The sequence below is a fragment of the Streptomyces sp. NBC_00203 genome, assembly GCF_045206325.1.
Taxonomy (GTDB): Bacteria; Actinomycetota; Actinomycetes; order Streptomycetales; family Streptomycetaceae; genus Streptomyces; species Streptomyces lutosisoli.
Window position 1 is genome coordinate 4580344 of record NZ_CP108126.1, and the last position, 23427, is coordinate 4603770.

Here is a 23427-nt window from a genome sequence, read left to right on the forward strand (position 1 = left end):
CCTTTCCTGCCTCTTGTCGCTGAGAGCCTGTGTCTGATGGGGGTTCACACGGCTGCGAGCAGGTCTCGCAGCGATTCGTCCAGTTCGCGCCGGGGCCGCCAGCTCAGCAGGCGTCCGGCGAGTGCGATGTCGGTCTGCTGCCACTCAGGGGCGGCGCGCGTCCCGTCCGGGGCCTCCTGCTCCACGAGCCGCACCGGGAGTCCGCTGAGGGTGACCATCCGGTCCACCAGGCGGCGCACCGGAACGGCCTCGCCGCGGCCGACGTTGACGATCCGGCCGGCGGCCGCGCCTCGGTCGGCGCCGGCCGCCGCGACGACCGCGTCGGCCACGTCGCGTACGTCGACGAAGTCGCGCCGGGCCCGCAACGGGGACAGCCGCAGTTCGCCCGCGGGGTCCCTCCGGTCGGCCTGGCGGGCCAGTTCGACGGCCACCTTGCCGAGCAGGCTCTCGGGCGGCGCGCCGGGCCCGCACGCGTTGGCCACGCGGACGACGACCGCGTCCAGTCCCTCCTGTGCGGCGCCGAGCACCCACCGGGTGCCGCTCAGCTTGGTGCGGCCGTAGGTGCCGGTGGGGGCGGGCTCGCGGTCCTCGGTGAGCGGGACGCCGGCCGGGGCCGGGCCGTACTCGTGCACGCTGCCGAGCTGGACCAGCCGTACGGGCCAGGGCAGTTGGGGCAGGGCCGCGACGAGGCGGCGCACGAACGCGTCGTTGAGTTCGCGCATCCGCCGCTCGTCGGCCTGCCACACGGTGCCCGCGGCGTTCACCACCACGTCGGGCCGGTGCGCCGCGAGAAAGGCGGCCAGCTCGGCCGTCGTGGCGGCGGCGAGGTCGATCGCGGCCCGGCGCCCCGGGGCTCCCGGTGGCGCGCTCCGCGACACCCGCAGCACCCGGTCGCCCGCGGCCTCGAAGGCGTCGGCGATATGACGCCCCAGGAAGCCGGTGGCGCCGAGCACCACGACGTCGCGGCCCCTCACGCCTGCCCCGCCCGGTCCTTGCCGGCCTTCCACCACTGCGGGTTGTCGCGGTACCAGGTGACGGTGTCGGCCAGGCCCCGCTCGAAGGGGATGCGCGGCGCGTAGCCGAGCTCGGTGCGGATCTTGGTCTCGTCGAGCGAGTAGCGCCGGTCGTGGCCCAGCCGGTCGGCGACCGGGCGGACCGCCGACCAGTCGGCCCCGCACAGGTCCAGCAGCCGCTCGGTGATGTCGCGGTTGGTCTGCTCGTTGCCGCCGCCCACGTTGTAGATCTCGCCGGCCCGGCCCCGGGTCAGCACCAGCTGGATGGCCCGGCAGTGGTCGTCCACGTGCAGCCACTCCCGCACATTGGCGCCGTCGCCGTACAGCGGCAGCGGACGGCCCTCCAGGAGGTTGGTGACGAACAGCGGGATGAGTTTCTCGGGGTGCTGGTGGGGCCCGTAGTTGTTGGAGCAGCGGGTGATCGACAGGTCGACGCCGTGGGTGCGCCAGTAGGAGCGGGCGATCAGGTCGGAGGCCGCCTTGGAGGCCGCGTACGGGGAGTTGGGCAGCAGCGGCCACTCCTCGGTCCACGAGCCCTCGTCGATCGTCCCGTACACCTCGTCGGTGGAGACGTGCACGACCCGCGGCACACCGGTGCGCAGGCAGGCCTCCAGCAGTGCCTGGGTGCCGCCCACGTTGGTGCGGACGAAGTCGGCGGCGAACTCCAGGGACCGGTCCACGTGCGACTCGGCCGCGAAGTGCACCACGGCGTCGTGCCCGGGCAGCAGGTCCAGCAGCAGGGGCAGGTCGCAGACGCTGCCCTCGACGAAGTCCAGCCGCGGGTGGTGGAGCGGGAGGTTGTCGCGGTTGCCCGCGTAGCTCAGTTTGTCCAGGACGGTGACGCGGGCGTCCGCGAACCCCTCGTACTCGTCGTATCCGCCGTCCAGCAGGGTGCGCGCGTAGTGCGAGCCGATGAAACCGGCGCCGCCGGTGACCAGGATCCTCATGCCGCGACCTCGATCGTGGTGTGGTCGCCGACGACCAGCCGGTGGTGCGGGGTGCGCCCGTCGGCGGGGCCGATGATGGCCATGCGGCCGATGAGCGAGCCGTGCAGGCCGCGCACATCGGTGACCGTCGCGCCTTCGAGGGCGATGGAGAAGTCGAGGTGGGTGCGGCGCAGCACGCAGTCGCGGCCGATGGAGGTGTCCGGGCCGATGTGGCTGTGCTCGACCAGGGTGCCGGCGCCGATGATGGCCGGTCCCACGATGTGCGAGCCGATCACCCGGGCGCCCTCCTCGACGACGACCGGCCCGATCAGGACGCTGGCCTCGTCGACCTGGCCGCGCACGGAGTGCGTCAGCCCGTCCAGGAGCTTGCGGTTGCAGTCCAGGACGTCGTCGGCGCGGCCGGTGTCCTTCCAGTAGCCGTCGTACGTGCTGGCGGTGACCTGGTCGCCGCGGGTGACCAGCCACTGGATGGCGTCGGTGATCTCCAGCTCGCCGCGGGCGCTGGGGCTGATCGCGGCCACCGCCTCGTGGATGGCGGGCGTGAAGAAGTACACGCCTACGAGGGCGAGGTCGCTGCGCGGGTGTTCCGGCTTTTCCACGAGCTGTTCGACGCGGCCGTCCTGGCCGAGTTCCGCGACACCGAAGGCGCGCGGATCGGCCACCTTGTGCACCACGATCTGGGCCGCGGGACGCTGCTCGGCGAATTCCCGTGCGATGGCCTCGACGCCGTCCGGCAGCATGTTGTCGCCGAGGTACATGACGAAGTCGTCGTCGCCCAGGAATTCCTGGGCCAGCGAGACACAGTGGGCCAGGCCCAGCGGTTCCTCCTGCTGAATGTACGTGATGCTCAGCCCGAGCCGGGCGCCGTCGCCGATGACCGCGCTGATCTGCGCCGCACGGTCGCCGACGATGATCCCGACCTCGGTGACGCCAAGGTTCCGCACATTCTCCAGAACGTGCTCGAGAACCGGCTTGTTGGCTATCGGGATGAGCTGCTTCGGCATGGAATAGCTGAAGGGCCGCAGACGGGTCCCCGACCCGCCCGACAACACCAGAGCTTTCATGGCAGATTCTTCCTCTCGCCCCGATTCCGGGGACGTTGCCGAAAATTCTTCTTCGATGGGCGGACGCGGGGGAAGGCGGATCCCTACAGATTCCGGTGAGTTTTCGTCTCGCCTCCGCGCTCCGTGACAAGTGGTTCAAAGAAGCGTCAGAAAACGGAAAGTTCTCAGTCGGTGCCGCGGAAGATGTGCCGGTCGGGGACGTCGCGTTCCTCGCCCGCGAGCAGCGCCGGCCGCTCGGTGCCGGGCTCGGCCGACACGTGCCCGTCGTCCTCCTGGAGGCTGGGTTTCTCCAGGAGGCCGGGAGTCATCCGCGTACTCCTTGCGCGGTCCACAGCACGCTCACGGTCAGCTCCGCGATGCGCCAGCCCCCGGGGGTGCGCTCGGCCCGTACGTCGTAGTGGGCGCCGCCGGTGAACAGCGGGGCGGAGTCGTCGAGCGGGATGTGTATGGCGTGGAGGTTGGCGTGTGCCGTGGCCCGGTCGCCGTCGACGTCGACGGCACAGTTGGTGGCGTAGTGCTGGTTGCCCGCGAAGAACGCCTTGGGGGCGGCCAGGAACTCGGGCAGACCGGTGATGCCCGCGTGGGTGCCGTTGGGCAGGTTCAGCCGGACCTGCTCGGTGAGCAGCGTGCGGTACCAGTCCTCGGTCAGCGGGCCCGGATTGTCGAGTCCGTGGACGAACCGGTCGACCAGAGCGGTCAGTTGGGCCTGGTCCTCCAGGGCGCTCAGCCGCTCCTCCAGTGCGGCGAGCCGGGTGGCCGACGCGGTGTCCGCGGCGGCCGGGAGCGGCGGGGCGGCCGCGGGAGTCGAGGTGAACGAAGCCATGGGGTCTCCTTGTCACGTCTTTTTCGGTCGTCTTCTACGTCTTCTCGGCTTCTCGGCTACGTCTTCTTGGCGCGGCCCGCGTCGGGCGTGCGGAGGGCGGGCGGGGCCGCGTCGCGGGCCAGCAGGCACTCCTCCAGGAAGCCCAGGACCCGCAGGTGGTAGGTGCGGGCCGCCCAGCCGAGGCTGATGTTGTGGCCGGCGTCGGGGAGTTGGTCGACCGTCACCTTCGGCGCGGCCAGCGGGCGGCGCAGCTCGGCGACGGCGGCCTCGTCGAAGCGCCACCACCGCTCCTGCTCGGCGAAGGTGAACCGGACCGGGACCCTGATCCGGGCGGCGAGCGACGGGTACGCGCGCGGCCAGGCCAGTGCCTCGCGCACCTCGGCGGCGGGCACGGCCGACACCAGCGCGCGGCCGAGCCGGAAGGCGTCCGGCGGATACAGCCGCAGGGCGCCCCAGTGCCGCCGCCAGTCGCCGTGTCCGGCGAGCCCGGGCAGCTGGTCGGCGGTGACGGCGAGCCGGGTGCCGATCCCGGAGACGTCCACCCCGAGCAGCTCGGTGCCGTCCTCGTGGGCGGCGGTGGCCAGCGCCAGTTTGCCGCCGTTGGAGTGGCCGACGACGAAGAACCCGGCGCCGACGGAATGGGTGCGGGCGAAGGCTGCCAGCGCGGCGTGCAGGACGCGCGCCTGCTCGGCCAGCGGAAGCCCCTCCGGCAGCCGGTCCGCCGACAGGCCGTAGCCGGGGCGGTCCACGGACAGCACGGTGTAGCCGAGCCCGGCCCCGGTGGCCAGCAGCGACAGCCCCGCGCAGGCCCGGCTGTCGAAGTAGCCGGCGCGCATACCGCTGCCGTGCACGGCGACCACCACGGCGCGCGGCGGGTGCCCCGCCGGCTCGGCGAGCAGCCCGGAGAGCTGGACGCCGTCGGCGTCGAGGACGATGTCGTGAACGGTGGGAGCGGCGACGGTGGAGTGCCGTTCGGGGACGAGCAGTTCACTCACGTCCGGCTCACAGCACCGGTGTGCCGTCCGGACCGGGTCCGTCGGCCCAGGTGAGGTGGAAGCCCCACTCGCGGATCCGCCAGCCCCGGGGGGTGCGGACGGCCTCGCCCTCGCCGTGGCCGCCGATCGCGAACAGCGCGCCGATCCGGTCCGGCGCCTCGGGCGAGGGGTGGTGCACATGCGTGGCGTGCATGTGGCAGCGCACCCGCGCCCGGTCGCCGTCCAGCCGGACCGCGTGGTTCGAGCTCAGGTGGATCGTGCGGTCGAACCGCAGCTTGGCCCGGTAGTGGAACTCGGCGACGCCCGGGATCCCTTCGTGGACGCCGATGGGGAAGTGCAGCCGTACGTCGTCGGTGAAGACGGAGGCCGGCCAGGTCCCGTCGAAGCCGTCCTCGTCCTGGGTGTCCAGCAGGACCGTGTAACGGCCGATCAGATCGCTGATCTCGGCGCGGTCGCGCAGGTCGCGCACCTCGCGGCGCAGGGCCGCGACCTCGTCGGCCAGCGCGTGCGCGGCGGTGGTGTCCTGCCCGGCCGCGGCGCCGGTCAGGACGGGGGTGGGGTGGTGCGGTGCCACGGTCGTCACGTCTTTCACTCCCTCACTCGGTTTCACAGACTGGGGCCGGCGACCGCCAGAAGGGCGGCCAGGGTGATGGCCGCCCAGGTGAGCCGGGCGACCGCGCCCGGCATCACGGGCGCCGCGCGGAGACGGCCGGGGCGGCGGGCGCGGGCGCGGCCCGCCAGCTGCGGGCGACCCGGTGGCCCGGCACCCGCCAGGGGGCCGTCGGGCAGTGCCCCGGTGTCTCCTCCTCGCCGGAGCCGCCGCACGAGCGGGCCATCAGCACCAGCGCGAGCGCGGCGAGTTCCTCGTCGGTGGGCACGCCGCGCTCGACGCGGATGGTGTCGGCGGGCCCGGTGCCGGCCGGGTCGGTGGCGGGGATGGTCACGGGCGGTGTCCTCACGGTGGTCACTGCGGGGGGTTGCCGTGCTTGCGCGACGGCAGGTCGGCGTGTTTGGCGCGGAGCATCTCCAGCGAGCGGATCAGCACCGAGCGGGTCTCGCGCGGGTCGATGACGTCGTCGACGAGTCCGCGTTCGGCCGCGTAGTAGGGGTGCATCAGCTCGGACTTGTACTCGGCGATGCGCTCGGCCCGTACCGCGTCCGGGTCGTCGGCCGCGTTGATCTCCCGCCGGAAGACGACGTTCGCGGCGCCCTCGGCGCCCATCACCGCGATCTCGTTGGTGGGCCAGGCGAGGGACAGGTCGGCGCCGATCGAACGGGAGTCCATGACGATGTACGCGCCGCCGTACGCCTTGCGCAGCACCAGGGAGATCCGCGGGACGGTCGCGTTGCAGTAGGCGAACAGCAGCTTGGCGCCGCGCCGGATGATGCCGTTGTGCTCCTGGTCCACACCCGGCAGGAAGCCCGGCACGTCGACCAGGGTGACCAGCGGAATGTTGAACGCGTCGCAGAACTGTACGAACCGGGCGGCCTTCTCGGACGCCTCGATGTCCAGTACGCCGGCCATGCTGGCGGGCTGGTTGGCGACGATGCCGGCCACCTGGCCGTCGAGCCGGGTCAGGGCGCAGACGATGTTGGTCGCCCAGGCCGGGTGTACCTCGAAGTACTCGCCGTCGTCGACGATCTCCTCGATCACCGCGCGGATGTCGTACGCCTGGCCCGGCTCGGTCGGAACCAGCTCCAGGAGCCGGTCGTTGAGCCGGTCCACGGGGTCGCCCGACCGCTCGACGGGCGCCAGTTCGCGGTTGTTGGAGGGCAGCAGCGACAGCAGGTAGCGCACGTCCTCCAGGCAGTGCTCCTCGTCGTCGTACGCGAAGTGGGCCACGCCCGAGGTGCTCGCGTGCACATCGGCGCCGCCCAGCCCGTTCTGGGTGATCTCCTCACCGGTGACCGCCTTGACGACGTCCGGCCCGGTGATGAACATCTGCGAGGTCTCGCGGACCATGAAGACGAAGTCGGTGAGGGCGGGCGAGTAGGCGGCGCCGCCCGCGCACGGGCCGAGCATCACCGAGATCTGCGGGATGACTCCCGAGGACTTGGTGTTGCGCCGGAAGATGCCGCCGTAGCCGGCGAGCGCGGTGACGCCCTCCTGGATACGGGCGCCCGCGCCGTCGTTGAGCGACACTAGGGGCGCGCCGGCCGCCTCGGCCAGATCCATGATCTTGTGGATCTTCTGGGCGTGCGCCTCGCCGAGCGCACCGCCGAACACCCGGAAGTCATGGGCGTAGACGAAGACCGTGCGGCCGTGGACGGTCCCCCAGCCGGTGACGACGCCGTCGCCGTACGGCTTCTTGTCCTCCAGGCCGAAGCCGGTCGCCCGGTGCCGGCGCAGCGACTCCACCTCGTTGAACGATCCCTTGTCCAGCAGCAGCGCGATCCGCTCGTGCGCGGTCAGCTTGCCCTTGGCGTGCTGGCGTTCGGTGGCGGCGGGGCTCGGGCCGTCCTGCGCGGTGCGCTTGCGGTCGGTCAGCTCGTCGATGCGGTTCCGTATGGTCTCGGTTGCGTCGGGCATGTGGTCCTCCACGGGGTTCAGACGGGGATGGCTGCGGGCGCCGCCGCCTCCAGGGCCAGGCGCAGCCCGGGGACGGTGCCGGTCACCTGGACGTCGGCGCCGGGGGCGAGACGGCGGATCGAGCCGTCCAGCACGGGTCCGGGGCCGGCTTCCACGAACCGCCTGGTGCCCAGGGCCAGGAGCCGCCGCACGGTGTCCGTCCACCGCACGGGTGCGGTGAGCTGGTCGCCCAGGGCCACGACGGCCCGGCCCGCGCTGGTCACCGGCCGGGCGGTGACGCTGGAGACGACGGGCACCTTCGGGTCGTGGAACTCGGTCTCCACGAGCGCCTCGGTGAACTCCGCCACGCAAGTGCCGAGCAGGCCGGAGTGGAACGGCCCGCCGACGGGCAGCCGGGCGGTGCGGGTGGCGCCGGCGGCCTCGGCGGCTCGCGCCAGCCGGTCCACGCCGGCCGCCTTGCCGGACACGACGGTGTGTCCGGGGCCGTTCTCGCAGGCGATCTCCACGAGCCGGCCGGCCGCCGTGGACTCGGCGCACAGCCGTGCCACCGTGGCCGCGTCGAGGCCCTCGACCGCGGCCATGGCGCCCGGCACCCGGTCGCCGGCCGTGGCCACGAGCTCGGCGTGCAGCCGCACCAGCACCAGCGCGTCGGGCCACTCCAGGACGCCCGCGGCGACCAGGGCGGTGTACTCGCCCAGGCCGTGCCCGGCGACGATGTCGGGCCGCACGCCCTCGGCGCGCAGCACCTCCAGGGCCGCGAGGCCGGTCACGAAGGCCGCCGGATGGGCGACCGCCGGGTCGGCGAAGTGGTGGGCGGGGCCCTCCCGGCACAGCCGGGTCAGCGGGATGCCGAGGAGGTCGTCGGCCGCGCGGAAGTACGTCGCGGCGAGGCCGGGCCGGTGCGCGAGCAGGGACTCCGCCATGCCCACGCGGTACGGGCCGAGGCCGGAGAAGACGAAGGCGGTACGGGTCATCCGATCGCGTCCTTTCCGTCGTTCGTGAGGCGGGCCGGGAGGACCGCCGGGGAGGTGACCGGAACCGCCGCGGCGAGGTTCACCCGCACCGCCTCCGGGGCGTCCTCCGTCAGCCAGGCGTCCGAGGCGTCCAGCCAGCGCTCCGGGACGCAGCGCACCCGGGCCTCGGCGGGCGCGGGACGGCGTACGGCGGCCGCGGCCGCGTGGGTCGGGAAGCAGGGAAGGTCGAGCACCGTCCACCCGGCCGGGTGCCTCTCGGCGCGCAGGCCCAGGTAGTCGGCGGCCAGACTGCGGCTCAGACCGGTCCCCAGGCCCTTGAGGTAGGCCTCCTTGCGGGTCCACAACCGGCCGAACCGGCCCTCGCGGTCGCCCGGTTGGGCCGCGGCGAGTTCGGCGCGCTCGTCCGGGTGCAGCGACTGCGCGCAGACGTCGGCCCGCTCCTTGCTCGGCAGTTTCTCCACGTCCACGCCGACGGGTACGGCGGCGACGCCCACCAGGGCCACGCCGGAGCTGTGGGAGAGCGAGAAGTGCAGGGGCGGCGGGTGGTCCGCCACGACGGGGCGGCCGTGCGGTCCGCCGCAGCCGGGGCACGGCTCGCACCCGAACCGCACGTCCTCGGGACGCCGGCCGGTGTAGCGGCCCAGCAGGCGGCGCAGCCCGATATGAGCACTCGCGTAGAGCAGCCCGTCGGCCGGGCGGAGGAAGGCCTCGGCCTTGGACCGCTCCGTGTCGTCGAGTTCGGACAGGTCGAGGGCGCTCACGTCACCGACGGCGGGGCTGCGGATCAGCCACAGGTCGAGCCGGTCGGACGAGACGGTGAACACCGGCGACGGCAGTGCCGTGCCGTACGGCGCCGGTGGAGCGGCCGGGGCCGTCATGCCGGTACCGCAGACCGCTGGTGGGCGCCGTCCGGGCCCAGGGCCGACACAGGCCCCAGCTGCCCCGCCAGGCAGTCGATCAGCTCGGCCGCGCTGTTGGCCCGCAACAGCCGTTGCAGGTCCACGGTGACGTGCAGGGCCGCCTCCAGACGGCACTGGAGTTCGAGCCCGGCGATCGACCCGATGCCGAGGCTGTACATGGTGCGGCCGGTGGTGTCGACGCGGTCGGCGGCGATGCCCAGGAGCCGGCCGATCTCGTCGCGGACGTACCGGTCGAGGCTCTGCCGCCGCTCCTCGGGGGCGAGTGCCGCGAGGCGGGCGGGGTCGGGCGGTTCGGCGGCGGCCGTCCCGTCGATGGTCGCTTCGAAGGTCATCTGGGGTCCTTGGAGTGAGGGTCCGGCTAGGCCCTGTCGTCAAATTCCCGTCGTCCGCCCGGAGGGCGGGCCGGGCGGCGTCTGGTGCGTGCTCTCGGCGTGCCGGGCGGAAGCCCTCGTACTGGACGTACTTGGGCTTTCGCCCGGTGCGGCGAGAGGGGGCACCTCCCACGCCCTTGAGGCAGTGGGGGAGCGTGCCAGGCGTCGCCCGGCAGACGGGAATTTGACGACAGGGCCTAGGTGCCGAAAAGGGGCCGGCCGCCCCCGACGGGGGGTGAAAGGGGCGGCCGGCCCGTCGGCGCGGGGGGAGACCTCGCGCCGACGCCGGGGGCGCGGGCGTGCCGCGCGGCTCAGCCGAGGAGGGTGCCGCCGGTGGCGTCCACGAAGGAGCCGGTGATCCAGCGGGCGTCCTCGGAGGCGAGGAAGGCGACCACGTCGGCGATGTCCTCGGGCTCGCCGACCCGGTTGAACGCGGACAACTGCGCCATCTGCTCGACCACTTCGGGGATGCCGAAGACCGGGTTGTCGTTGCGCGTGATGCCCGGCGCGACGCTGTTGACCGTGATCCCGCGCGGGCCGAGGTACTTGGCGAAGTGCAGGGTCAGCTGCTCGACGGCGCCCTTGGTCATCGCGTACGCGATCTCGTCCGGGTTCGCGACACGCGTCAGGCCGGAGGAGATGCTGATGATCCGGCCGCCGTCCGGCATGTTCTTCAGCGCGCGCTGGACGAGGAAGAACGGCGCCTTGGCGTTGACGGCGAACAGCTCGTCGAACTTCTCCGGCGTGGTGTCCTCCGGCTTGACCCCGCCCATCACTCCGGCGTTGTTGACCAGGATGTCGAGGGCGGTGCCGCCGGTGCGCTCCCGCAGGCCCTCTTCGAGCGCCAGGAACAGCTCGTGGACGTCGCCGGGGACGCCGAGGCGGGCCTGGACGGTGAAGGCACGGCCGCCGTCCTTCTCGATGCGCTCGACGACCTCCTCGGCGGCTTCCTTGCCGGTGGCGTAGTGGACGGCGACGAGCGCGCCCTCCTGTGCCAGGCGCAGGGCCGTGGCACGGCCCATGCCCCGGCTCGATCCCGTGACGAGCGCGGTCCTGCCGCTGAGCTTCGGCATGTCGGTCCTCCAGTTCTTCGGGGTTGCGGTGACGGTCACGGACGGGAGCACCGGTACCGCGGCCGTGGCAGTGACCGCCGGGCGTACGGACGCGGGGCGCGTGGCGGCGGACGGTTCGCCGAACCAGCGCCGCAGCGCGCCGGTGGCTCCCGATGCCGAGGTCCCGGCCCACGCGACATAGCCGTCGGGCCGTACGAGCAGGGCGTCGGTGTCCTCGGGGCCGCCGTCCGCGACGCGCACGAGCTGCGCCCAGGGCGCGGCGGCGGCGCGCAGCGCGGTGTCGCCGTGCGGCAGGACGAGCACGCCCTGCCCGGCGCGCAGCAGTTCGGCGGTGCCGACGGGTGTGCCGTCGACCGTGACGTCGCGGGGCGGCAGCCGGCGCCCGGCCTCGGGACGGTCGCCCGCGCCGGTGTCCGCGTCCGTGCCCGTGTCGTAGGCGATGTCGAGGCCGGAGATCATGCCGGCCAGCCGGGTGCGGACGTTCTCGAACGGGATCAGTTCGGCGAGCACCTCGCGCAGGGCGTTCACCTCGGTGCCGCCGAGCAGCAGCCGGGCCTGGGCGGCGATGTTGCCCAGGACCCGGGCGCCGACCGGGTGCCGTTCGGCGTGGTAGCTGTCCAGCAGGTCCCCGGGGGCGCGCCCGGTGACCTGGGCGGCCAGCTTCCAGCCGAGGTTGACGGCGTCCTGGAGCCCCAGGTTGAGGGCCTGGCCGCCGATCGGCATCTGCCGGTGGGCGGCGTCGCCGGCCAGCAGCAGGGGTCCGCTGCGGTAGGCGGTGGCCTGCCGCGCGGCGTCGCCGAAGGAGTTCACCCACAGCGGTGTGCCGCCGCCGATGTCCTCGCCGGTGACCCGCTTCCACGCGTCCACGACATCGGTGAACTCCGGCTGCCCGGGGCGCGGCCTGGCGCCGAACTCGTGCACCATCACCCGGGTCACGCCGTCGGGACGCCGGGCCGCGATGGCGAGTCCGGCCGGAAGCCGCTCGAACCGCCGGTTGGGTACGTCGATGCCGGCCACGTCGGCGCGCAGCAGCTCGCGTACGGCGTCGGTGCCGGGGAACGCGAAGCCGCCCAGCAGGCGTACGGCACTGTCCTCGCCGTCACAGCCCACCAGGTACGCGGCCCGGAAGAGCGCCGTCCGCCCGTCCGGGCCGCGCACCTCGGCGTCGACGCCTTCGTCGGTGACCGTGACACCGGTCAGCCGGTGGCCGCGCCGCACCTCGGCGCCGAGGCGGGCGGCCCACTCCCCGAGCAGTTCCTCCAGCCGGGTCTGCGGGACCTTCCACTGGCCGGGATACGGGCTGGGCAGGGTGAGGTCGAGCGGGAGGCCGCCGAAGTGGCCGCGCGGCTCGTCCGGGATCTCGCCCAGCGGGTCCAGCAGGCCCCGGCCGTCGAGGATCTCCATGGTGCGGGCGTGCAGGGTGGACGCCCGGGACTCCGTGGTCGGCGCGTCGAGCTGCTCCAGGACCACGACGTCCGCGCCGCCGAGCCGCAGCTCACCGGCGAGCATCAGCCCGACCGGACCCGCGCCGACCACGATCACCTGTGTGGTGATGCAGTCCTGAGCCATCGTCAGGCCCTGGCTTCCGCGTAGTCCTTGGCGTGGCCGAGGGTGGCGCGGCTGTTGGTGCTCAGGGCGTCCTGTACGAACGTCTTCGCGTCCTCGACGGTGGCGTCCGCACCGAGGATCTTCGCGATGTTCTCGGTGTTGATGGTGACGGTGTGCTGCGAGGAGGCGGCGACGCCGTCGGCCGTGTCGGCGAACGTCCAGTAGCCGGTGTGCAGGGTCATCAGCGCGGGCAGCGTGACCTGCTTGTAGGCGATCTTCTGGTGCGGGAAGGTCACCCGGTACGACTTGGTGGTGTGCGTCGAGCCGTCCTTCGCGCGGGTGTCCATCTCCAGCGACTGCAGGCCGGGGGTGTCCTCCTCCAGCCGTACGGTCGCCACGTGCGGCAGCCGCTCGGACCACAGGTGGGCGTCGTTGATGAAGTCGTAGACGTCCTTGGCCGAGCCGGCGATCGGCACGGTGTCCTCGAAGGAGAAGGTCAGGTCCTCGGCGGCGTGGGCGAGTTCGACGTTCGTCTTCAGGGCGGCGAGCTCGGAGCGGGAGTTGCGGTCGACGGCCTCGTCGATCCACTCCAGGCCCTTGGGGTCGTCGTCGACGGCGCGGTAGTCGTGCAGCAGCCGCACCCGGGACTCGGTCGCCGAGACGGGCTCGATGATCCAGGTGCCGCCCATCGCCGCGACCGGCGGGGTGCTGACCTCCTGGCGGAACTCGATGCGCAGCTTCCGCGGGTCCAGGACGCGGCGCGAGGTCCAGTTCTTGGCCTCGCCGTTGGCGGTGGCCCAGATGCGGATGCGCTCGGTGTTCCCGTCCTCCTCGACCTGGTCGACGTAGATGGTGGGCGGGAAGATCCGCGGCCAGTTGCGCACCTCGGCGATGAGACGGTAGACGGCCTCGGCCGGCGCCGAGACGGTGATCTCGTGCTCGACCTCACGGGTGGTCATCGTGAACTCTCCTTGGGCAGGGGGTGGGTCGGGGATCAGAAGTTGCCGAGGCCGCCGCAGACGTTCAGGGCCTGCGCGGTGATGGAGGCGGCGGTGTCGGAGGCCAGGTAGCCGACGAGGCCGGCGACCTCCTCCGGCGTCGAGTAGCGGCCGAGCGGGATCTTCGACTGGAACTTGGCGAGGATCTGCTCCTCGGTGCTGTCGTAGGCGGCGGCGTAGCCCTGGCGGACGCGCTGGGCCATGGGCGTCTCGACGTAGCCGGGGCAGACCGCGTTGACGGTGATGCCGGTCGGGGCGAGCTCGTTGCCGAGGGCCTTGGTGAAGCCGACGACGCCGTGCTTGGACGCCGAGTAGGGGGCGCCGAGCACCACACCCTGCTTGCCCGCGGTGGAGGCGATGTTGATGATGCGGCCGCGGTTCTTGTGACGCATGCCGCCGGTGTTGAGGACTTCCTGGGTCACGCGGAAGACGCTGTTGAGGTTGGTGTCGATGACGTCGTGCCACAGCTCGGCGGGGATGTCGGCGGTGACGCCGCCGCCGCTGCGGCCCGCGTTGTTGACCAGGACGTCGACGGTGCCGAAGCGGTCGACGGCGGCCTGCACGAAGGCCAGGACGCTGTCCTCGGAGCGCACGTCGAGGGTGGTGCCGTCGACGTCCAGGCCTTCGTCCTGGAGCTGCTTGACGGTCTCGGCGACGTTCTCGGCGTCGCGCGCGCCGATGAACACCTGGTGGCCCTGGGTGGCCAGGAGGCGGGCGGCGGCGAGGCCGATCCCGCTGGTGGCGCCGGTGACCAGGGCGACCCGCTTGTCCTGCTGCGACATGGGTGACTTCTCCAAAGGCTCGTGAAGGCGTGAAGGCGTGAGGGACGGAGGGGGAACTGCTGGGAGGGAAAGGGGACGCGGCCGCCGTGCGGGGGACACGGCGGCCGCGCGGGGAGGGGGCCGGGAGGCCCGGGGGCCGGGGGCGTCAGTTGGCGACGAGGGCTTCGAGCTGCGTGTTGATGGCGGTGACGAGCGTCCGCGGGGTGCGGTTGTCGGTGAAGACGTCGTCGTCCAGCGATATGCCGTACTCGCGCTCTATTCGGCCGCCGGTCTCCAGCAGAGCCAGCGATTCGTAGCCCAGCTCCTCGAACTCCGTGTCGAGGATGTCGCCGTCGAGGTCCACACCCTCCTCGGCACCGGCACCCTCCAGGAGGATGCGCTTGAGGTCCTCGATGGTGAACGTCCGCTCGGACATGGGTGTGCCTGCCTTTCTCGCGCCGATGGGCGCTCCGATGTGCTGCATGACGAGTGCCCGCCGCCGGTCGGCGACGGGCACTTCGTTGGAGGGGCGTCCGGCCGGCGGGCGGCCGGAGGTCAGTCGGTCTCGCGGACGACCACGGCGGAGTTGAAGCCGCCGTAGCCGCGGGCGAGGACGAGTGCCGTGCGCACCGACGCGGGACGCGGCTGCCCGACGACCAGGTCGATGTCGTAGGCGGGCGAGCACTCCACGTTGGTGGTGGGCGGGATGATGCCCTCGCGGATGGACAGCACCGCGGAGACCACGTCGACCGGGGCGGCACCGGAGTAGAGCCGGCCGATCATCGTCTTCGGCGCGGTGACCGGGACCCCGCCGGGGCCGAAGACCTTGGTGATCGCGTCCACTTCGGCACGGTCAAGGTCGGGTGTGCCGGCGCCGTCGGCGAAGACGACGTCCACGTCCTCGGCCGCCACGCCGGCGTCGGCCAGCGCCACCTCGATGGCGCGGCGCAGCGCCGGCTCGCGGTCGCTGCCCGGCTTCGGGTCGAACGTGGCGCCGTAGCCCGCGATCTCACCGTAGATGGTGCGGGCACCGCGCTCGCGGGCCGTCTGCTCGTTCTCCAGGATGAGCAGCGCCCCGCCCTCGCCCGGCACATAGCCGTTGGCGTCCGCGTCGAACGGGAGGTACGCGCGCTCGGGGTCGCTGCGGGTGGACAGCCGGCCGCCGGCGATCTGCGCGACCCAGCCCCAGGGGCAGATCGAGGCGTCGAAGCCGCCGGAGAAGATCAGCTTGCTGCCCTTGCGGATCTGCCGCCGCGCCTGCGCGATCGCGTCGAGGCCGCCCGCGTGGTCGCTGACGACGACACCGCTGGGGCCCCGCATGCCGTTGCGGATGGAGATCTGGCCGCTGTTGACCGCGTAGAACCAGGCGAAGGACTGGTACGCGCTCACGTACTGACTGCCCTGGCTCCACAGCTTCTTCAGCTCGTTCTGGCCGAACTCGAAGCCGCCGGACGTCGACGCGGTGACCACGCCCATGTCGAACTCGGGGATGTCCCCGGGCCGTACGTCGGCGTCCTCGAAGGCGCAGTCCGCGGCGACCAGCGCGAGCCGGGTCATCCGGTCGGTCTGCGGGAGGAGCCTGCTGGGCAGGTGGTCCTCGGCCGCGAAGCCGTTGATCTCCCCCGCGAGGCGCGCCGGGTAGGAGGACGCGTCGAAGCGGGTGACGGGACCGATCGCGTTCTTGCCCACGCGGGTCGCGGCCCAGAAGTCGTCCACACCGAGCCCGTTGGCGGTGGCGACGCCGATGCCGGTGATCACTGCCTTGGCAGTCATGCCGCACTCCTTTCCGGACGGGCCAGCACCATCGCGCTCTGGAACCCGCCGAAGCCGCTGCCGACCGTCAGCACCGCGTCGGTGCGGTGCTCGCGCGCGGTGAGCGGGACGTAGTCGAGGTCGCACTCCGGGTCGGGGGTGTGCAGGTTCGCGGTGGGCGGCACCACGTTGTTCTCCATCGCCAGCACCGACGCGGCGATCTCGATCGAGCCGATCGCGCCGAGCGAGTGCCCGACCATCGACTTGATCGAGCTGACCGGCGTGCGGTACGCGTGGTCGCCGAGGCTGAGCTTGAACGCCGCCGTCTCGTGGCGGTCGTTCTGCTTGGTGCCCGAGCCATGGGCGTTGATGTAGTCGATGGACTCGGGGTTCATCCGCGCCTCTCCCAGCGCCACCCGGATCGCCTCGGCCATCTCCCGGCCGTCGGGCCGCAGACCCGTCATGTGGAAGGCGTTGCAGCGGGAGGCGTACCCGGCGATCTCGGCGTAGATGTGGGCGCCGCGCTTCCTGGCGCTCTCCAGCTCCTCCAGCACGAACACGGCGGCGCCCTCACCGAGGACGAACCCGTTGCGGGTGCTGTCGAAGGGGCGCGAGGCGTGCTCGGGGTCGTCGTTGCGCGGCGTGGTTGCCTTGATCGCGTCGAAGCACGCCATCGTGATCGGCGAGATCGGGGCGTCGGTGGCGCCGGTGATCATGACGTCGGCGCTGCCCTCGCGGATCAGCTCGACGGCGTGGCCGACGGAGTCGAGACCGGAGGTGCAGCCGGTGGACACGACGGTGGCCGGGCCCTCGGCGCCGACCGCCCAGGCCACCTCGGCCGAGAAGGAGCTGGGCACGAAGTAGTTGTAGAGGTGCTGGGGCGCGTAGGTGTGGTCGACCAGGTCGAGCCGGCCGTCGTCGCTGACGACCCGGTACTCCTCGTCGAGTCCGGTGGTCGCGCCGACGGCGCTGCCGATGGTGACGCCGGTGCGGTGCGGGTCGAAGCCGGCCAGGGCCAGGCCGCTGTCGGCCAGCGCCTCCCGGGCGGCGACGACACCGAACTGGGCCGCCCGGTCCATCCGGCGTATCTCCTGCGGGGTGAGCCCGTGCAGCTCGGGGTCGAAGTCGGCCTCCGCCGCGACCTGCGAGCGGAACGAGGAGGGGTCGAAGAAGGTGATGCCCCTCGTCGCCGTGCGCCCCTCGCTGAGCAGACTCCAGAAGTTCTTGGCACCGATACCGCCCGGCGCCAGCACGCCGACCCCGGTGATGACAACGCGACGGCTCACTGGACGTGGCCTCCCTTCGTGTCGGTCGTCGGCGGCATCACTGAGCGGCCGACCAGTTGTAGAAGCGGGTGGCCATGGCGTCCTTCGGGGACCGCCAGGTCTCCGGGTCGTAGGCCTCGATGAACGGCTTGAGGTCCTGGCTGATCCCGACGAAGCGGGGATCGGTCTTGGCTTCCTCGATCAGCTCGCCGCCGTTGTCGGTGTCAAAGTCCTGAAGGTGGAAGTACAGGCCGTTGTACGCGAACAGCTGGCGGCGGCGGGTGCCCATGCGGTGCGGCATGTCCGTCCGGTCGAACTCGGCGAACAGGCGGCCCACTTCGGCGCTGGACGCCAGGTCCATGCGCGCCACGATGAGGGTGCTGTGCATGTCTTCTCTCTTCCGTTCTCGTCCGTTGTCACTCGTCCGGGCTGGGTGTGGTGCGGGCGTCATGGGGCGCGGGTCAGCGGCCCGCGTAGGGGCGGTAGAGGCGGATGAAGTCCTCGACGCCGGTGCTGATGAGCTGCTCCGTCTCGTACTCCGCGAGCGGAACGGCACCGTAGAAGGAGCGCGCGACCGCACCGCCGGCGACGAGCTGGATGAAGCGGCCGGCGGCGCAGTCGGCGTCGGCGATGTCGAGCAGTCCCTGGTCGGCGACGCGCTGGAAGCGGCGGGCCAGCTCCCGCTGGGCCTGCCGGGGCCCGGCGGTCTGCCACATCTCCAGCAGACCGGCGGGCAGCCGGGCCGCCTCGGCCTGGAGATGGCGCACGATGGCGAAGTGCTCGGGGAACGTGGCCAGCGGTGTCAGCCAGTCCCGGCCCAGCGCGACCAGGTCCTTCTCCAGGTCGGTGATCTCCGCCAGGTGGCTCTCCGCGATGACCGTCAGCGCGGCCGACAGCGAGGCGGCACTGTCCAGCAGGACGGACAGCAGCAGCTGTTCCTTGTCCTTGAAGTAGTGGCCCACGTCCTCGGTGTCGAGACCGGCCTGCGCCGCGACGGCCTCCAGGGTGGTGTGGATCCAGCCCTCGCGGGCGAAGACGGCGCGGGCCGCGTCCACGAGCGCTCGCCGGTCCTCCGCGGGACCGGCCTGGGCACGTACGAGGGTTGCTTCGGGCGTAGCCATGCGGTGCTCCTTCGTTAGGACGGGTGGGTCACGCGACGGGCGCGGACCGGGACCGGTGTTCGCGGGCGAGCCGCTCCAGAACCGGGACGATCTCGTTGGGGCCCGGCGTGCCGAGCGCCTCCTCGTACAGGTCGGCGGCACCGTCCTGGAACGACGGCTCGGTGAGGACCTGGAGGATCTGCTTCTTCAGCTCGTCCATGGTGGTCGTCTCGCGGTCCACCAGGACGCCCGCGCCGCGCTCGTCGACGTACCGGGCGTTGTCCAGGAAGTCGCCGAAGTGCTTGGGGATGACGATCTGCGGGACCTTGTGCGCGGCCGCGGCCGCGTAGGTGCCGCCGCCCCCGTGGTGGATGATCGCCGAGCAGGTCGGCAGCAGCTGGCCGAGCGGGATGTAGTCGACCGTACGGACGTTGGCGGGCACCGTGCCGGCCTTGTCGAGCTGTACGGAGTTGAAGGTGGCGACGACCTCGACGTCGAGGTCGCCGAGCATCTCCAGCAGCGCGGCGATCGAGATGCCGTGGTTCTCCTGGAAGAACGTGCGCCCGCTGGCGCCCAGGGTCAGGCAGATCCGGGGGCGCTCGGGCGGGGTGCTCAGCCAGTCGGGCACGGTGGCCGGACCGGCGTAGGGCACCCGGCGCAGATGGATGGTGCGCAGGCCGGTCGCCTCGGCCGCCGCCAGCCGGGGCGGCATGAGGTCGATGGTCCACTGCCCGGTCAGGAGCTCCTCGTCGAACTCGTGCCCGAGGCGGTCGAGCGTCGGCTGCATCACCTGCCGTATGAGGTCCTCGTCCAGGCCCGACGCCGGGTCGGCCAGCTGGTCCAGGAACCGCCGGCGCAGCCAGCCCATGCGGTCCAGGCCCCACAGCACCCGGGCGTGCGCGGCCCCGCAGGCGCGGGCCGCGATCGGCGACGCCAGCACGAGCGGGTCCCACAGCACCAGGTCGGGCTGCCAGGCGCGGGCGTGCGCGATGAGGTCGTCGGTGAAGGCCCGGCCGCCCGCGCCGACCGCCTCCTGGGAGTAGTAGAGGGTGAAGGCCGCGAGCACGAAGTTGCGGATGTGGCCGCGCTTGTCGGCGTCGTCGGGGCCCGTGCCGAGACCGAGGGCCTCGGTGATCCGCTCCAGCCGCTCGTCCTGGGCGGTGGCCTGGACGGCGGCCGGGATGTTCACGTTCTCGCCGGCCGGTACCGCGGTCAGCCCGGCCGAGGTGATGTGCTCGACCATGCTGGGGTGGCTCACCACCCGCACCTCGTGCCCGGCGTTGTGCAACGCCCAGGCGAGCGGCACGTTCGGGGTGAGATGGGTGGGCGCGGGCATGGTCGTGATCAGGACGCGCATCGGTTGGTCTCCGTGGTGTGAGGGGTTCAGACCCGGTAGGGGCGGCTCAGCCGGGCGTCGTGGAGCGAGGCCGCCCACCACTGCAACTGGTCGAGCATGACCTTGGCCGCTCCGCTGCAGCCGGGGCCGTCCTTGGGCAGTCCGTCGGGACCGAACTGGTCCCATACGTCCATGAAGCTGACCGAGTCCCGCAGCGTGACCGCGTGCAGCTCGGCGAAGACCGGGTGCAGCTGCTCGATCGCGCGCAGGCCTCCGGACCGCCCGCCGTAGGACACGAAGCCGATCGGCTTGGCGCGCCACTCGGCGACGTGCCAGTCGATCGCGCTCTTGAGGACGGCCGGGTAGGCGCGGTTGTACTCGGGGGTCACGACGACGAACGCGTCGGCGGCGGCCAGCCGCGGGGTGACGGACGACAGCTGCCGTTCCGCCGCCTCGTTCGGCGGCCGGGTGATCATGACGGGCAGCTCGGCCGTGGCCAGGTCGATCACGTCGACCGTGAAGTCGCCGTACTGCTCGGCCTCGCGGACGAACCACTGGGCGACCAGGGGACCGGACCTGCTGTCGTTGCCGCAGGTGGTGAGCACCGCGAGGCGCAAGGGCCGGGTGGGCATGGCGGACACCTTTCGGGAGAGGGCGGGAACGGTCATCGGGCGCTGAGCAGCGGCTCGGTGAACCGCATCGCGGCGGGCTCGAACCGCAGCGCCCCGTGGCCGGCGGCGACGCGGACGTCGCGCCAGACCCGGTTCAGCGGCTGCGTCTCGCGCTGGCCCCGGGTGCCGGCCTCGGCGAACACCCGCTCGACCGCGCCGGCCAGCAGGTCCACCGCGAGGGCACTGTCGAGGGAGGCGCGCCGCAGCCGGTCGTCGTCGTACAGCCCCAGGTCGGCGTTCTCGGCCACCCGGGTGAGCAACAGGGTCGCCGCCTCGATCTCACCGGCCGCGCGGGCGAAGCCGGTCCGGGCGGCGTCACGGGCCGGCAGGGTGCGGGCGGCGAGTTTCAGGGCGCCGCGGGCCGCGCCGAGGACGGGTGAGCCGAAGGTCAGCCCGTTCACGGCGAACAGCGGTGCGGTGTGGAACGGTTCGCGGGACACGGCGGGACGGCCGAGGAACATCTCGTCGCGGGGGAAGGACCGTTGGGCCGGGACGAAGACCTCGTCCAGGGTCAGCGAGTGGCTTCCGGTGGCCCGCATGCCGAGCGTGAACCATGACTCGGTGATGCCGTAGTCGGGTCGGGGCACGGCGAAGAAGCGCGCGCCGTCCCCGTCGTCGGCCAGCAGGAGCGCCCATTCGGAGAACTCGATCCCGCTGACGTAGGGCCAGTCGCCCGACAGGACCCAGCCGCCGTCCACCGCTCGCACGCTGCCCTGGGAGACGAACCCGACGACCACCAGGGTGTCGGGTCCCTTCGCCCACACCTCGGCCTGGCCCTCCGCGGGCAGATAGCCGGAGATGCGGGCGCCCTGCGCCATCAGCGAGGCGACCCATCCGGCGGAGGCGCAGCCCTCGGCGACCGTGGCCACCGACTCCATGAGCTCGGTGAAGCCGACGGGTGCGCCGCCGAGGTGCTCGGGCACGAAACGGCGGGCGAACCCGGCGGTGATCAGTGTCTCGACCACCTCGTCGGAGAGTCTGCGGTCGGTGTCGGCCGTGGCCGCGTGGCGGGCCGCGACCTCGGCGGCGGTCTCGGCCGCGGACAACAGGCCGGTCAGATCGGGCATCGGGCCATTACCTCCGGAGTTCGGATGCGGAAGAGCGGGGTGCGCCGGTCCGCGGCAGGCGGCGCGGGAGCAGTCCGGTGAGCGCGACGAGCAGCCCGAAGGCCGACAGCACGGCGACGAAACGCAGTGCCGCGCCGCCTCCGGACCGCTCGAAGAGAACCGCGGCCGAGGAGACGGCCACGGCGGCGCCCGTCTGGACCGCCGCCTGGAACACACCGCCGGCCATCGGCCGCAGCTCGGCCGGCACCCCGGACGCGGCCTGCATGTTCAGGGGGGCGAAGGCGAGCACGAAACCCGCCCCCACCAGCAGCAGCGTGGGCAGCACATCGACGGCGTACGACTGCGGCGGGTGCTCCCGTGGATAGACCAGGTAGCCGAGCAGTGCGAGGAACGCGCCGGCCGCGATCAGCGGCGGCCCGCCGAACCGGCGCACCATCCGCCCCGACGAGAGCGATGTCAGCGCCAGCGGCAGGCTCGCGGGCAGCAGGGCGAGCGCGGTCACCAGCGGCGACCAGCCCTGCCGGGCCTGCAACTGGAACGTGGCGACGAACAGCAGCCCCAGATAGGAGCCGTTGAACGCCGCGCCGCCGAGCGCGGACCTGATGAGCGGACCGCTGGTGACCGCGGCCGCTTTGACGAGCGGCCGCGGCGCGCGCCGTTCGATGGCCACGAACGCGGCCGCCAGCACCGCCAGGACGGCCAGCGCGATGCCCGTCCGGATCGCCGAGCCCGCCGAGACGATGGCGCAGACGAGCGCGACCAGCGCGCCCGCGAGGGCGGTCGCCCCCGCCGCGTCGAAGCGGCCCGGCTGCCGCGGGCCCGTGGCGGCCGGACCGGCCGGGATGAGCCGCAGACAGAAGGCGAACAGCACCAGGACGACCGGAGCCGGGAACGCCAGCGTCCAGCGCCAGCTCACCGCGGTGAGGACGCCGGACAGTACGAGGCCCGCGGTGAACCCGCAGGCCCCGAAGAAGGAGTAGACGGACACGGCCTTCTGGCGGGCCGGGCCCTCCTCGAAGGCGGTGCTGATGATGGCCAGCCCGGTGGGCGCGGTGAGCGCCACGCAGAAGCCCTTGACGAAGCGGGTCGCCGCCAGTAGCGCGGGGTCACCGGCGAAGGCCGCGACCACGGACGCGGCCGCGAACAGGAGCAGCCCCGCCAGATAGACCCGGCGCCGGCCGAGCAGCTCCACCAGCCGGGTGCCGAACAGCATCAGACCGCCGAAGCCCAGGGCGAAGGCGCTCATCGTCCACTGCACGGCCGTGGGCGACAGACGCAGGTCCGCCGCGATCGAGGGCATGGCCACGACCAGCGTCGACACCTCTAGCGCGTCGATGAGCATGTTGCCCGCCAGCACGATCAGCAGACCCTGCCGGCGGGCGTCCGTCGCAGTCGTCGTCATCCCGGCCTCAGCCAAGGAGGGTGCCGCCGGTGGCGTCCACGAAGGAGCCGGTGATCCAGCGGGCGTCGTCGGAGGCGAGGAAGGCGACCACGTCGGCGATGTCCTCGGGCTCGCCGACCCGGTTGAACGCGGACAACTGCGCCATCTGCTCGACGACTTCGGGGATGCCGAAGACCGGGTTGTCGTTGCGGGTGATGCCTGGCGCGACGCTGTTGACGGTGATCCCGCGCGGGCCGAGGTGCTTGGCGAAGTGCAGCGCGAGCTGCTCGACGGCGCCCTTGCTCATGGCGTACGCGATCTCGTCCGGGTTCGCGAAGTGCGTGAGCCCGGAGGTGATGTTGATGATCCGGCCGCCGTCCGGCATGTTCTTCAGCGCGCGCTGGATGAGGAAGAACGGCGCCTTGGCGTTGACGGCGAACAGCTCGTCGAACTTCTCCGGCGTGGTGTCCTCCGGCTTGACCCCGCCCATGATCCCGGCGTTGTTGACCAGGATGTTCAGCCCGGTCGAACCGGTGCGCTCGCGCAGGCCCTCCTCCAGCTCCAGGAACAGCTCGTGGACGTCGCCGGCCCCGCCGAGCTCGGCCCGCACCGCGAAGGCGCGGCCGCCGTCCTTCTCGATCGCGGCGACGACGTCCTGCGCCGCCTCCTTGTTGCTGCTGTAGTGGACGGCGACCAGTGCGCCGTCGGCCGCGAGCCGCCGGGCGGCCGCCCGGCCCATGCCGCGGCTGGAGCCCGTGACCAGCGCTGTCTTGCCCGTGAGTCCGCTCATGTCCTTCTTCCAAGTCGTGGGTGGGGATGGGGTGCCGATCCGCCGGCC

Annotated in this window: 24 protein-coding genes and 1 pseudogene; all 25 read right to left on the reverse strand. The window is 72.5% G+C overall.

The genetic code is table 11. The features are described from left to right. Nucleotides 1–44 precede the first annotated feature (44 nt). On the reverse strand, nucleotides 45–974 hold the full coding sequence (locus OG975_RS20430) for an NAD-dependent epimerase/dehydratase family protein (protein ID WP_406330731.1): 930 nt from the start codon (nucleotides 972–974) through the stop codon (nucleotides 45–47). Continuing rightward, nucleotides 971–1960: a dTDP-glucose 4,6-dehydratase gene (rfbB, locus tag OG975_RS20435; RefSeq protein WP_327429430.1), complete on the reverse strand. Its 990-nt coding sequence runs from the start codon at nucleotides 1958–1960 to the stop codon at nucleotides 971–973. Before rfbB ends, OG975_RS20430 begins: the two co-directional genes overlap by 4 nt. Continuing rightward, the gene (locus OG975_RS20440; RefSeq protein ID WP_406330732.1) at nucleotides 1957–3024 is read right to left on the reverse strand and encodes a glucose-1-phosphate thymidylyltransferase; all 1068 of its coding nucleotides are present in this window, start codon (nucleotides 3022–3024) and stop codon (nucleotides 1957–1959) included. The genes rfbB and OG975_RS20440 overlap by 4 nt, the downstream gene beginning before the upstream one ends. 164 nt (nucleotides 3025–3188) lie before the next feature. Beyond that, entirely contained in the window at nucleotides 3189–3332 is a 144-nt protein-coding gene (locus OG975_RS20445) for a hypothetical protein (protein WP_406330733.1), read from the reverse strand. Then, nucleotides 3329–3847, reverse strand: coding sequence for a nuclear transport factor 2 family protein (locus OG975_RS20450; protein WP_406330734.1), 519 nt, complete (start codon nucleotides 3845–3847; stop codon nucleotides 3329–3331). The genes OG975_RS20445 and OG975_RS20450 overlap by 4 nt, the downstream gene beginning before the upstream one ends. A 56-nt stretch (nucleotides 3848–3903) precedes the next feature. Continuing rightward, on the reverse strand, nucleotides 3904–4842 hold the full coding sequence (locus tag OG975_RS20455) for an alpha/beta hydrolase family protein (protein ID WP_406330735.1): 939 nt from the start codon (nucleotides 4840–4842) through the stop codon (nucleotides 3904–3906). Between the two features lie 7 nt (nucleotides 4843–4849). Then, on the reverse strand, nucleotides 4850–5425 hold the full coding sequence (locus tag OG975_RS20460) for a nuclear transport factor 2 family protein (protein ID WP_406330736.1): 576 nt from the start codon (nucleotides 5423–5425) through the stop codon (nucleotides 4850–4852). A 103-nt stretch (nucleotides 5426–5528) separates the two neighbouring features. Beyond that, nucleotides 5529–5786: an acyl-CoA carboxylase epsilon subunit gene (locus OG975_RS20465; RefSeq protein ID WP_406330738.1), complete on the reverse strand. Its 258-nt coding sequence runs from the start codon at nucleotides 5784–5786 to the stop codon at nucleotides 5529–5531. A 20-nt stretch (nucleotides 5787–5806) separates the two neighbouring features. Then, nucleotides 5807–7372, reverse strand: coding sequence for an acyl-CoA carboxylase subunit beta (locus OG975_RS20470; protein ID WP_406330739.1), 1566 nt, complete (start codon nucleotides 7370–7372; stop codon nucleotides 5807–5809). Nucleotides 7373–7389: 17 nt separating this feature from the next. Then, nucleotides 7390–8346 carry an ACP S-malonyltransferase gene (locus tag OG975_RS20475; RefSeq protein ID WP_406330740.1) on the reverse strand — a complete coding sequence of 319 codons (957 nt, stop codon included), beginning with the start codon at nucleotides 8344–8346 and terminating at the stop codon, nucleotides 7390–7392. Continuing rightward, the gene (locus OG975_RS20480) at nucleotides 8343–9224 is read right to left on the reverse strand and encodes a 4'-phosphopantetheinyl transferase family protein (RefSeq protein ID WP_406330741.1); all 882 of its coding nucleotides are present in this window, start codon (nucleotides 9222–9224) and stop codon (nucleotides 8343–8345) included. Before OG975_RS20480 ends, OG975_RS20475 begins: the two co-directional genes overlap by 4 nt. Continuing rightward, a complete protein-coding gene (locus tag OG975_RS20485; RefSeq protein WP_406330742.1) occupies nucleotides 9221–9598 on the reverse strand; it encodes an acyl carrier protein in 378 nt (125 codons plus the stop codon). The genes OG975_RS20480 and OG975_RS20485 overlap by 4 nt, the downstream gene beginning before the upstream one ends. Before the next feature lie 350 nt (nucleotides 9599–9948). Continuing rightward, nucleotides 9949–12279, reverse strand: a complete 2331-nt coding sequence (locus OG975_RS20490) for an SDR family oxidoreductase (protein WP_406330743.1) — start codon at nucleotides 12277–12279, stop codon at nucleotides 9949–9951. A gap of 2 nt (nucleotides 12280–12281) precedes the next feature. Next, entirely contained in the window at nucleotides 12282–13217 is a 936-nt protein-coding gene (locus OG975_RS20495; RefSeq protein ID WP_406330744.1) for an aromatase/cyclase, read from the reverse strand. A 35-nt stretch (nucleotides 13218–13252) separates the two neighbouring features. Next, on the reverse strand, nucleotides 13253–14038 hold the full coding sequence (gene fabG, locus OG975_RS20500; RefSeq protein ID WP_406330745.1) for a 3-oxoacyl-ACP reductase FabG: 786 nt from the start codon (nucleotides 14036–14038) through the stop codon (nucleotides 13253–13255). Between the two features lie 145 nt (nucleotides 14039–14183). Next, the gene (locus OG975_RS20505) at nucleotides 14184–14453 is read right to left on the reverse strand and encodes an acyl carrier protein (RefSeq protein ID WP_327429443.1); all 270 of its coding nucleotides are present in this window, start codon (nucleotides 14451–14453) and stop codon (nucleotides 14184–14186) included. A gap of 119 nt (nucleotides 14454–14572) precedes the next feature. Then, nucleotides 14573–15790, reverse strand: coding sequence for a ketosynthase chain-length factor (locus tag OG975_RS20510; protein ID WP_406330746.1), 1218 nt, complete (start codon nucleotides 15788–15790; stop codon nucleotides 14573–14575). Beyond that, nucleotides 15787–17055: a beta-ketoacyl-[acyl-carrier-protein] synthase family protein gene (locus OG975_RS20515; RefSeq protein WP_327429445.1), complete on the reverse strand. Its 1269-nt coding sequence runs from the start codon at nucleotides 17053–17055 to the stop codon at nucleotides 15787–15789. The genes OG975_RS20510 and OG975_RS20515 overlap by 4 nt, the downstream gene beginning before the upstream one ends. Nucleotides 17056–17092: 37 nt before the next feature. Continuing rightward, nucleotides 17093–17422, reverse strand: coding sequence for a TcmI family type II polyketide cyclase (locus tag OG975_RS20520; protein WP_327429446.1), 330 nt, complete (start codon nucleotides 17420–17422; stop codon nucleotides 17093–17095). Nucleotides 17423–17495: 73 nt separating this feature from the next. Next, a complete protein-coding gene (locus OG975_RS20525; protein WP_406330747.1) occupies nucleotides 17496–18155 on the reverse strand; it encodes a TetR/AcrR family transcriptional regulator C-terminal domain-containing protein in 660 nt (219 codons plus the stop codon). 28 nt (nucleotides 18156–18183) lie between these two features. Then, nucleotides 18184–19491, reverse strand: a complete 1308-nt coding sequence (locus OG975_RS20530) for an activator-dependent family glycosyltransferase (RefSeq protein ID WP_406330748.1) — start codon at nucleotides 19489–19491, stop codon at nucleotides 18184–18186. A 26-nt stretch (nucleotides 19492–19517) separates the two neighbouring features. Continuing rightward, nucleotides 19518–20102: an NADPH-dependent FMN reductase gene (locus OG975_RS20535; RefSeq protein ID WP_406330749.1), complete on the reverse strand. Its 585-nt coding sequence runs from the start codon at nucleotides 20100–20102 to the stop codon at nucleotides 19518–19520. A 32-nt stretch (nucleotides 20103–20134) separates the two neighbouring features. Continuing rightward, on the reverse strand, nucleotides 20135–21208 hold the full coding sequence (locus tag OG975_RS20540) for an acyl-CoA dehydrogenase family protein (RefSeq protein ID WP_406330750.1): 1074 nt from the start codon (nucleotides 21206–21208) through the stop codon (nucleotides 20135–20137). A gap of 7 nt (nucleotides 21209–21215) precedes the next feature. Beyond that, nucleotides 21216–22610: an MFS transporter gene (locus tag OG975_RS20545; protein ID WP_406330751.1), complete on the reverse strand. Its 1395-nt coding sequence runs from the start codon at nucleotides 22608–22610 to the stop codon at nucleotides 21216–21218. 7 nt (nucleotides 22611–22617) lie between these two features. Continuing rightward, nucleotides 22618–23424 (reverse strand): annotated as a pseudogene (locus OG975_RS20550) (SDR family oxidoreductase); the annotation flags it as partial. Between the last annotated feature and the right edge of the window lie 3 nt (nucleotides 23425–23427).

Coding starts and splice junctions, on each gene's coding strand:
- fabG (WP_406330745.1), bottom strand. CDS start 14,038: ATGTCGCAGCAGGACAAGCGGGTCGCCCTGGTCACCGGCGCCACCAGC.
- OG975_RS20535 (WP_406330749.1), bottom strand. CDS start 20,102: ATGCCCACCCGGCCCTTGCGCCTCGCGGTGCTCACCACCTGCGGCAAC.
- rfbB (WP_327429430.1), bottom strand. CDS start 1,960: ATGAGGATCCTGGTCACCGGCGGCGCCGGTTTCATCGGCTCGCACTAC.
- OG975_RS20530 (WP_406330748.1), bottom strand. CDS start 19,491: ATGCGCGTCCTGATCACGACCATGCCCGCGCCCACCCATCTCACCCCG.
- OG975_RS20505 (WP_327429443.1), bottom strand. CDS start 14,453: ATGTCCGAGCGGACGTTCACCATCGAGGACCTCAAGCGCATCCTCCTG.
- OG975_RS20510 (WP_406330746.1), bottom strand. CDS start 15,790: ATGACTGCCAAGGCAGTGATCACCGGCATCGGCGTCGCCACCGCCAAC.
- OG975_RS20445 (WP_406330733.1), bottom strand. CDS start 3,332: ATGACTCCCGGCCTCCTGGAGAAACCCAGCCTCCAGGAGGACGACGGG.
- OG975_RS20495 (WP_406330744.1), bottom strand. CDS start 13,217: ATGACCACCCGTGAGGTCGAGCACGAGATCACCGTCTCGGCGCCGGCC.
- OG975_RS20480 (WP_406330741.1), bottom strand. CDS start 9,224: ATGACGGCCCCGGCCGCTCCACCGGCGCCGTACGGCACGGCACTGCCG.
- OG975_RS20485 (WP_406330742.1), bottom strand. CDS start 9,598: ATGACCTTCGAAGCGACCATCGACGGGACGGCCGCCGCCGAACCGCCC.
- OG975_RS20525 (WP_406330747.1), bottom strand. CDS start 18,155: ATGGCTACGCCCGAAGCAACCCTCGTACGTGCCCAGGCCGGTCCCGCG.
- OG975_RS20490 (WP_406330743.1), bottom strand. CDS start 12,279: ATGGCTCAGGACTGCATCACCACACAGGTGATCGTGGTCGGCGCGGGT.
- OG975_RS20545 (WP_406330751.1), bottom strand. CDS start 22,610: ATGACGACGACTGCGACGGACGCCCGCCGGCAGGGTCTGCTGATCGTG.
- OG975_RS20450 (WP_406330734.1), bottom strand. CDS start 3,847: ATGGCTTCGTTCACCTCGACTCCCGCGGCCGCCCCGCCGCTCCCGGCC.
- OG975_RS20540 (WP_406330750.1), bottom strand. CDS start 21,208: ATGCCCGATCTGACCGGCCTGTTGTCCGCGGCCGAGACCGCCGCCGAG.
- OG975_RS20520 (WP_327429446.1), bottom strand. CDS start 17,422: ATGCACAGCACCCTCATCGTGGCGCGCATGGACCTGGCGTCCAGCGCC.
- OG975_RS20470 (WP_406330739.1), bottom strand. CDS start 7,372: ATGCCCGACGCAACCGAGACCATACGGAACCGCATCGACGAGCTGACC.
- OG975_RS20475 (WP_406330740.1), bottom strand. CDS start 8,346: ATGACCCGTACCGCCTTCGTCTTCTCCGGCCTCGGCCCGTACCGCGTG.
- OG975_RS20440 (WP_406330732.1), bottom strand. CDS start 3,024: ATGAAAGCTCTGGTGTTGTCGGGCGGGTCGGGGACCCGTCTGCGGCCC.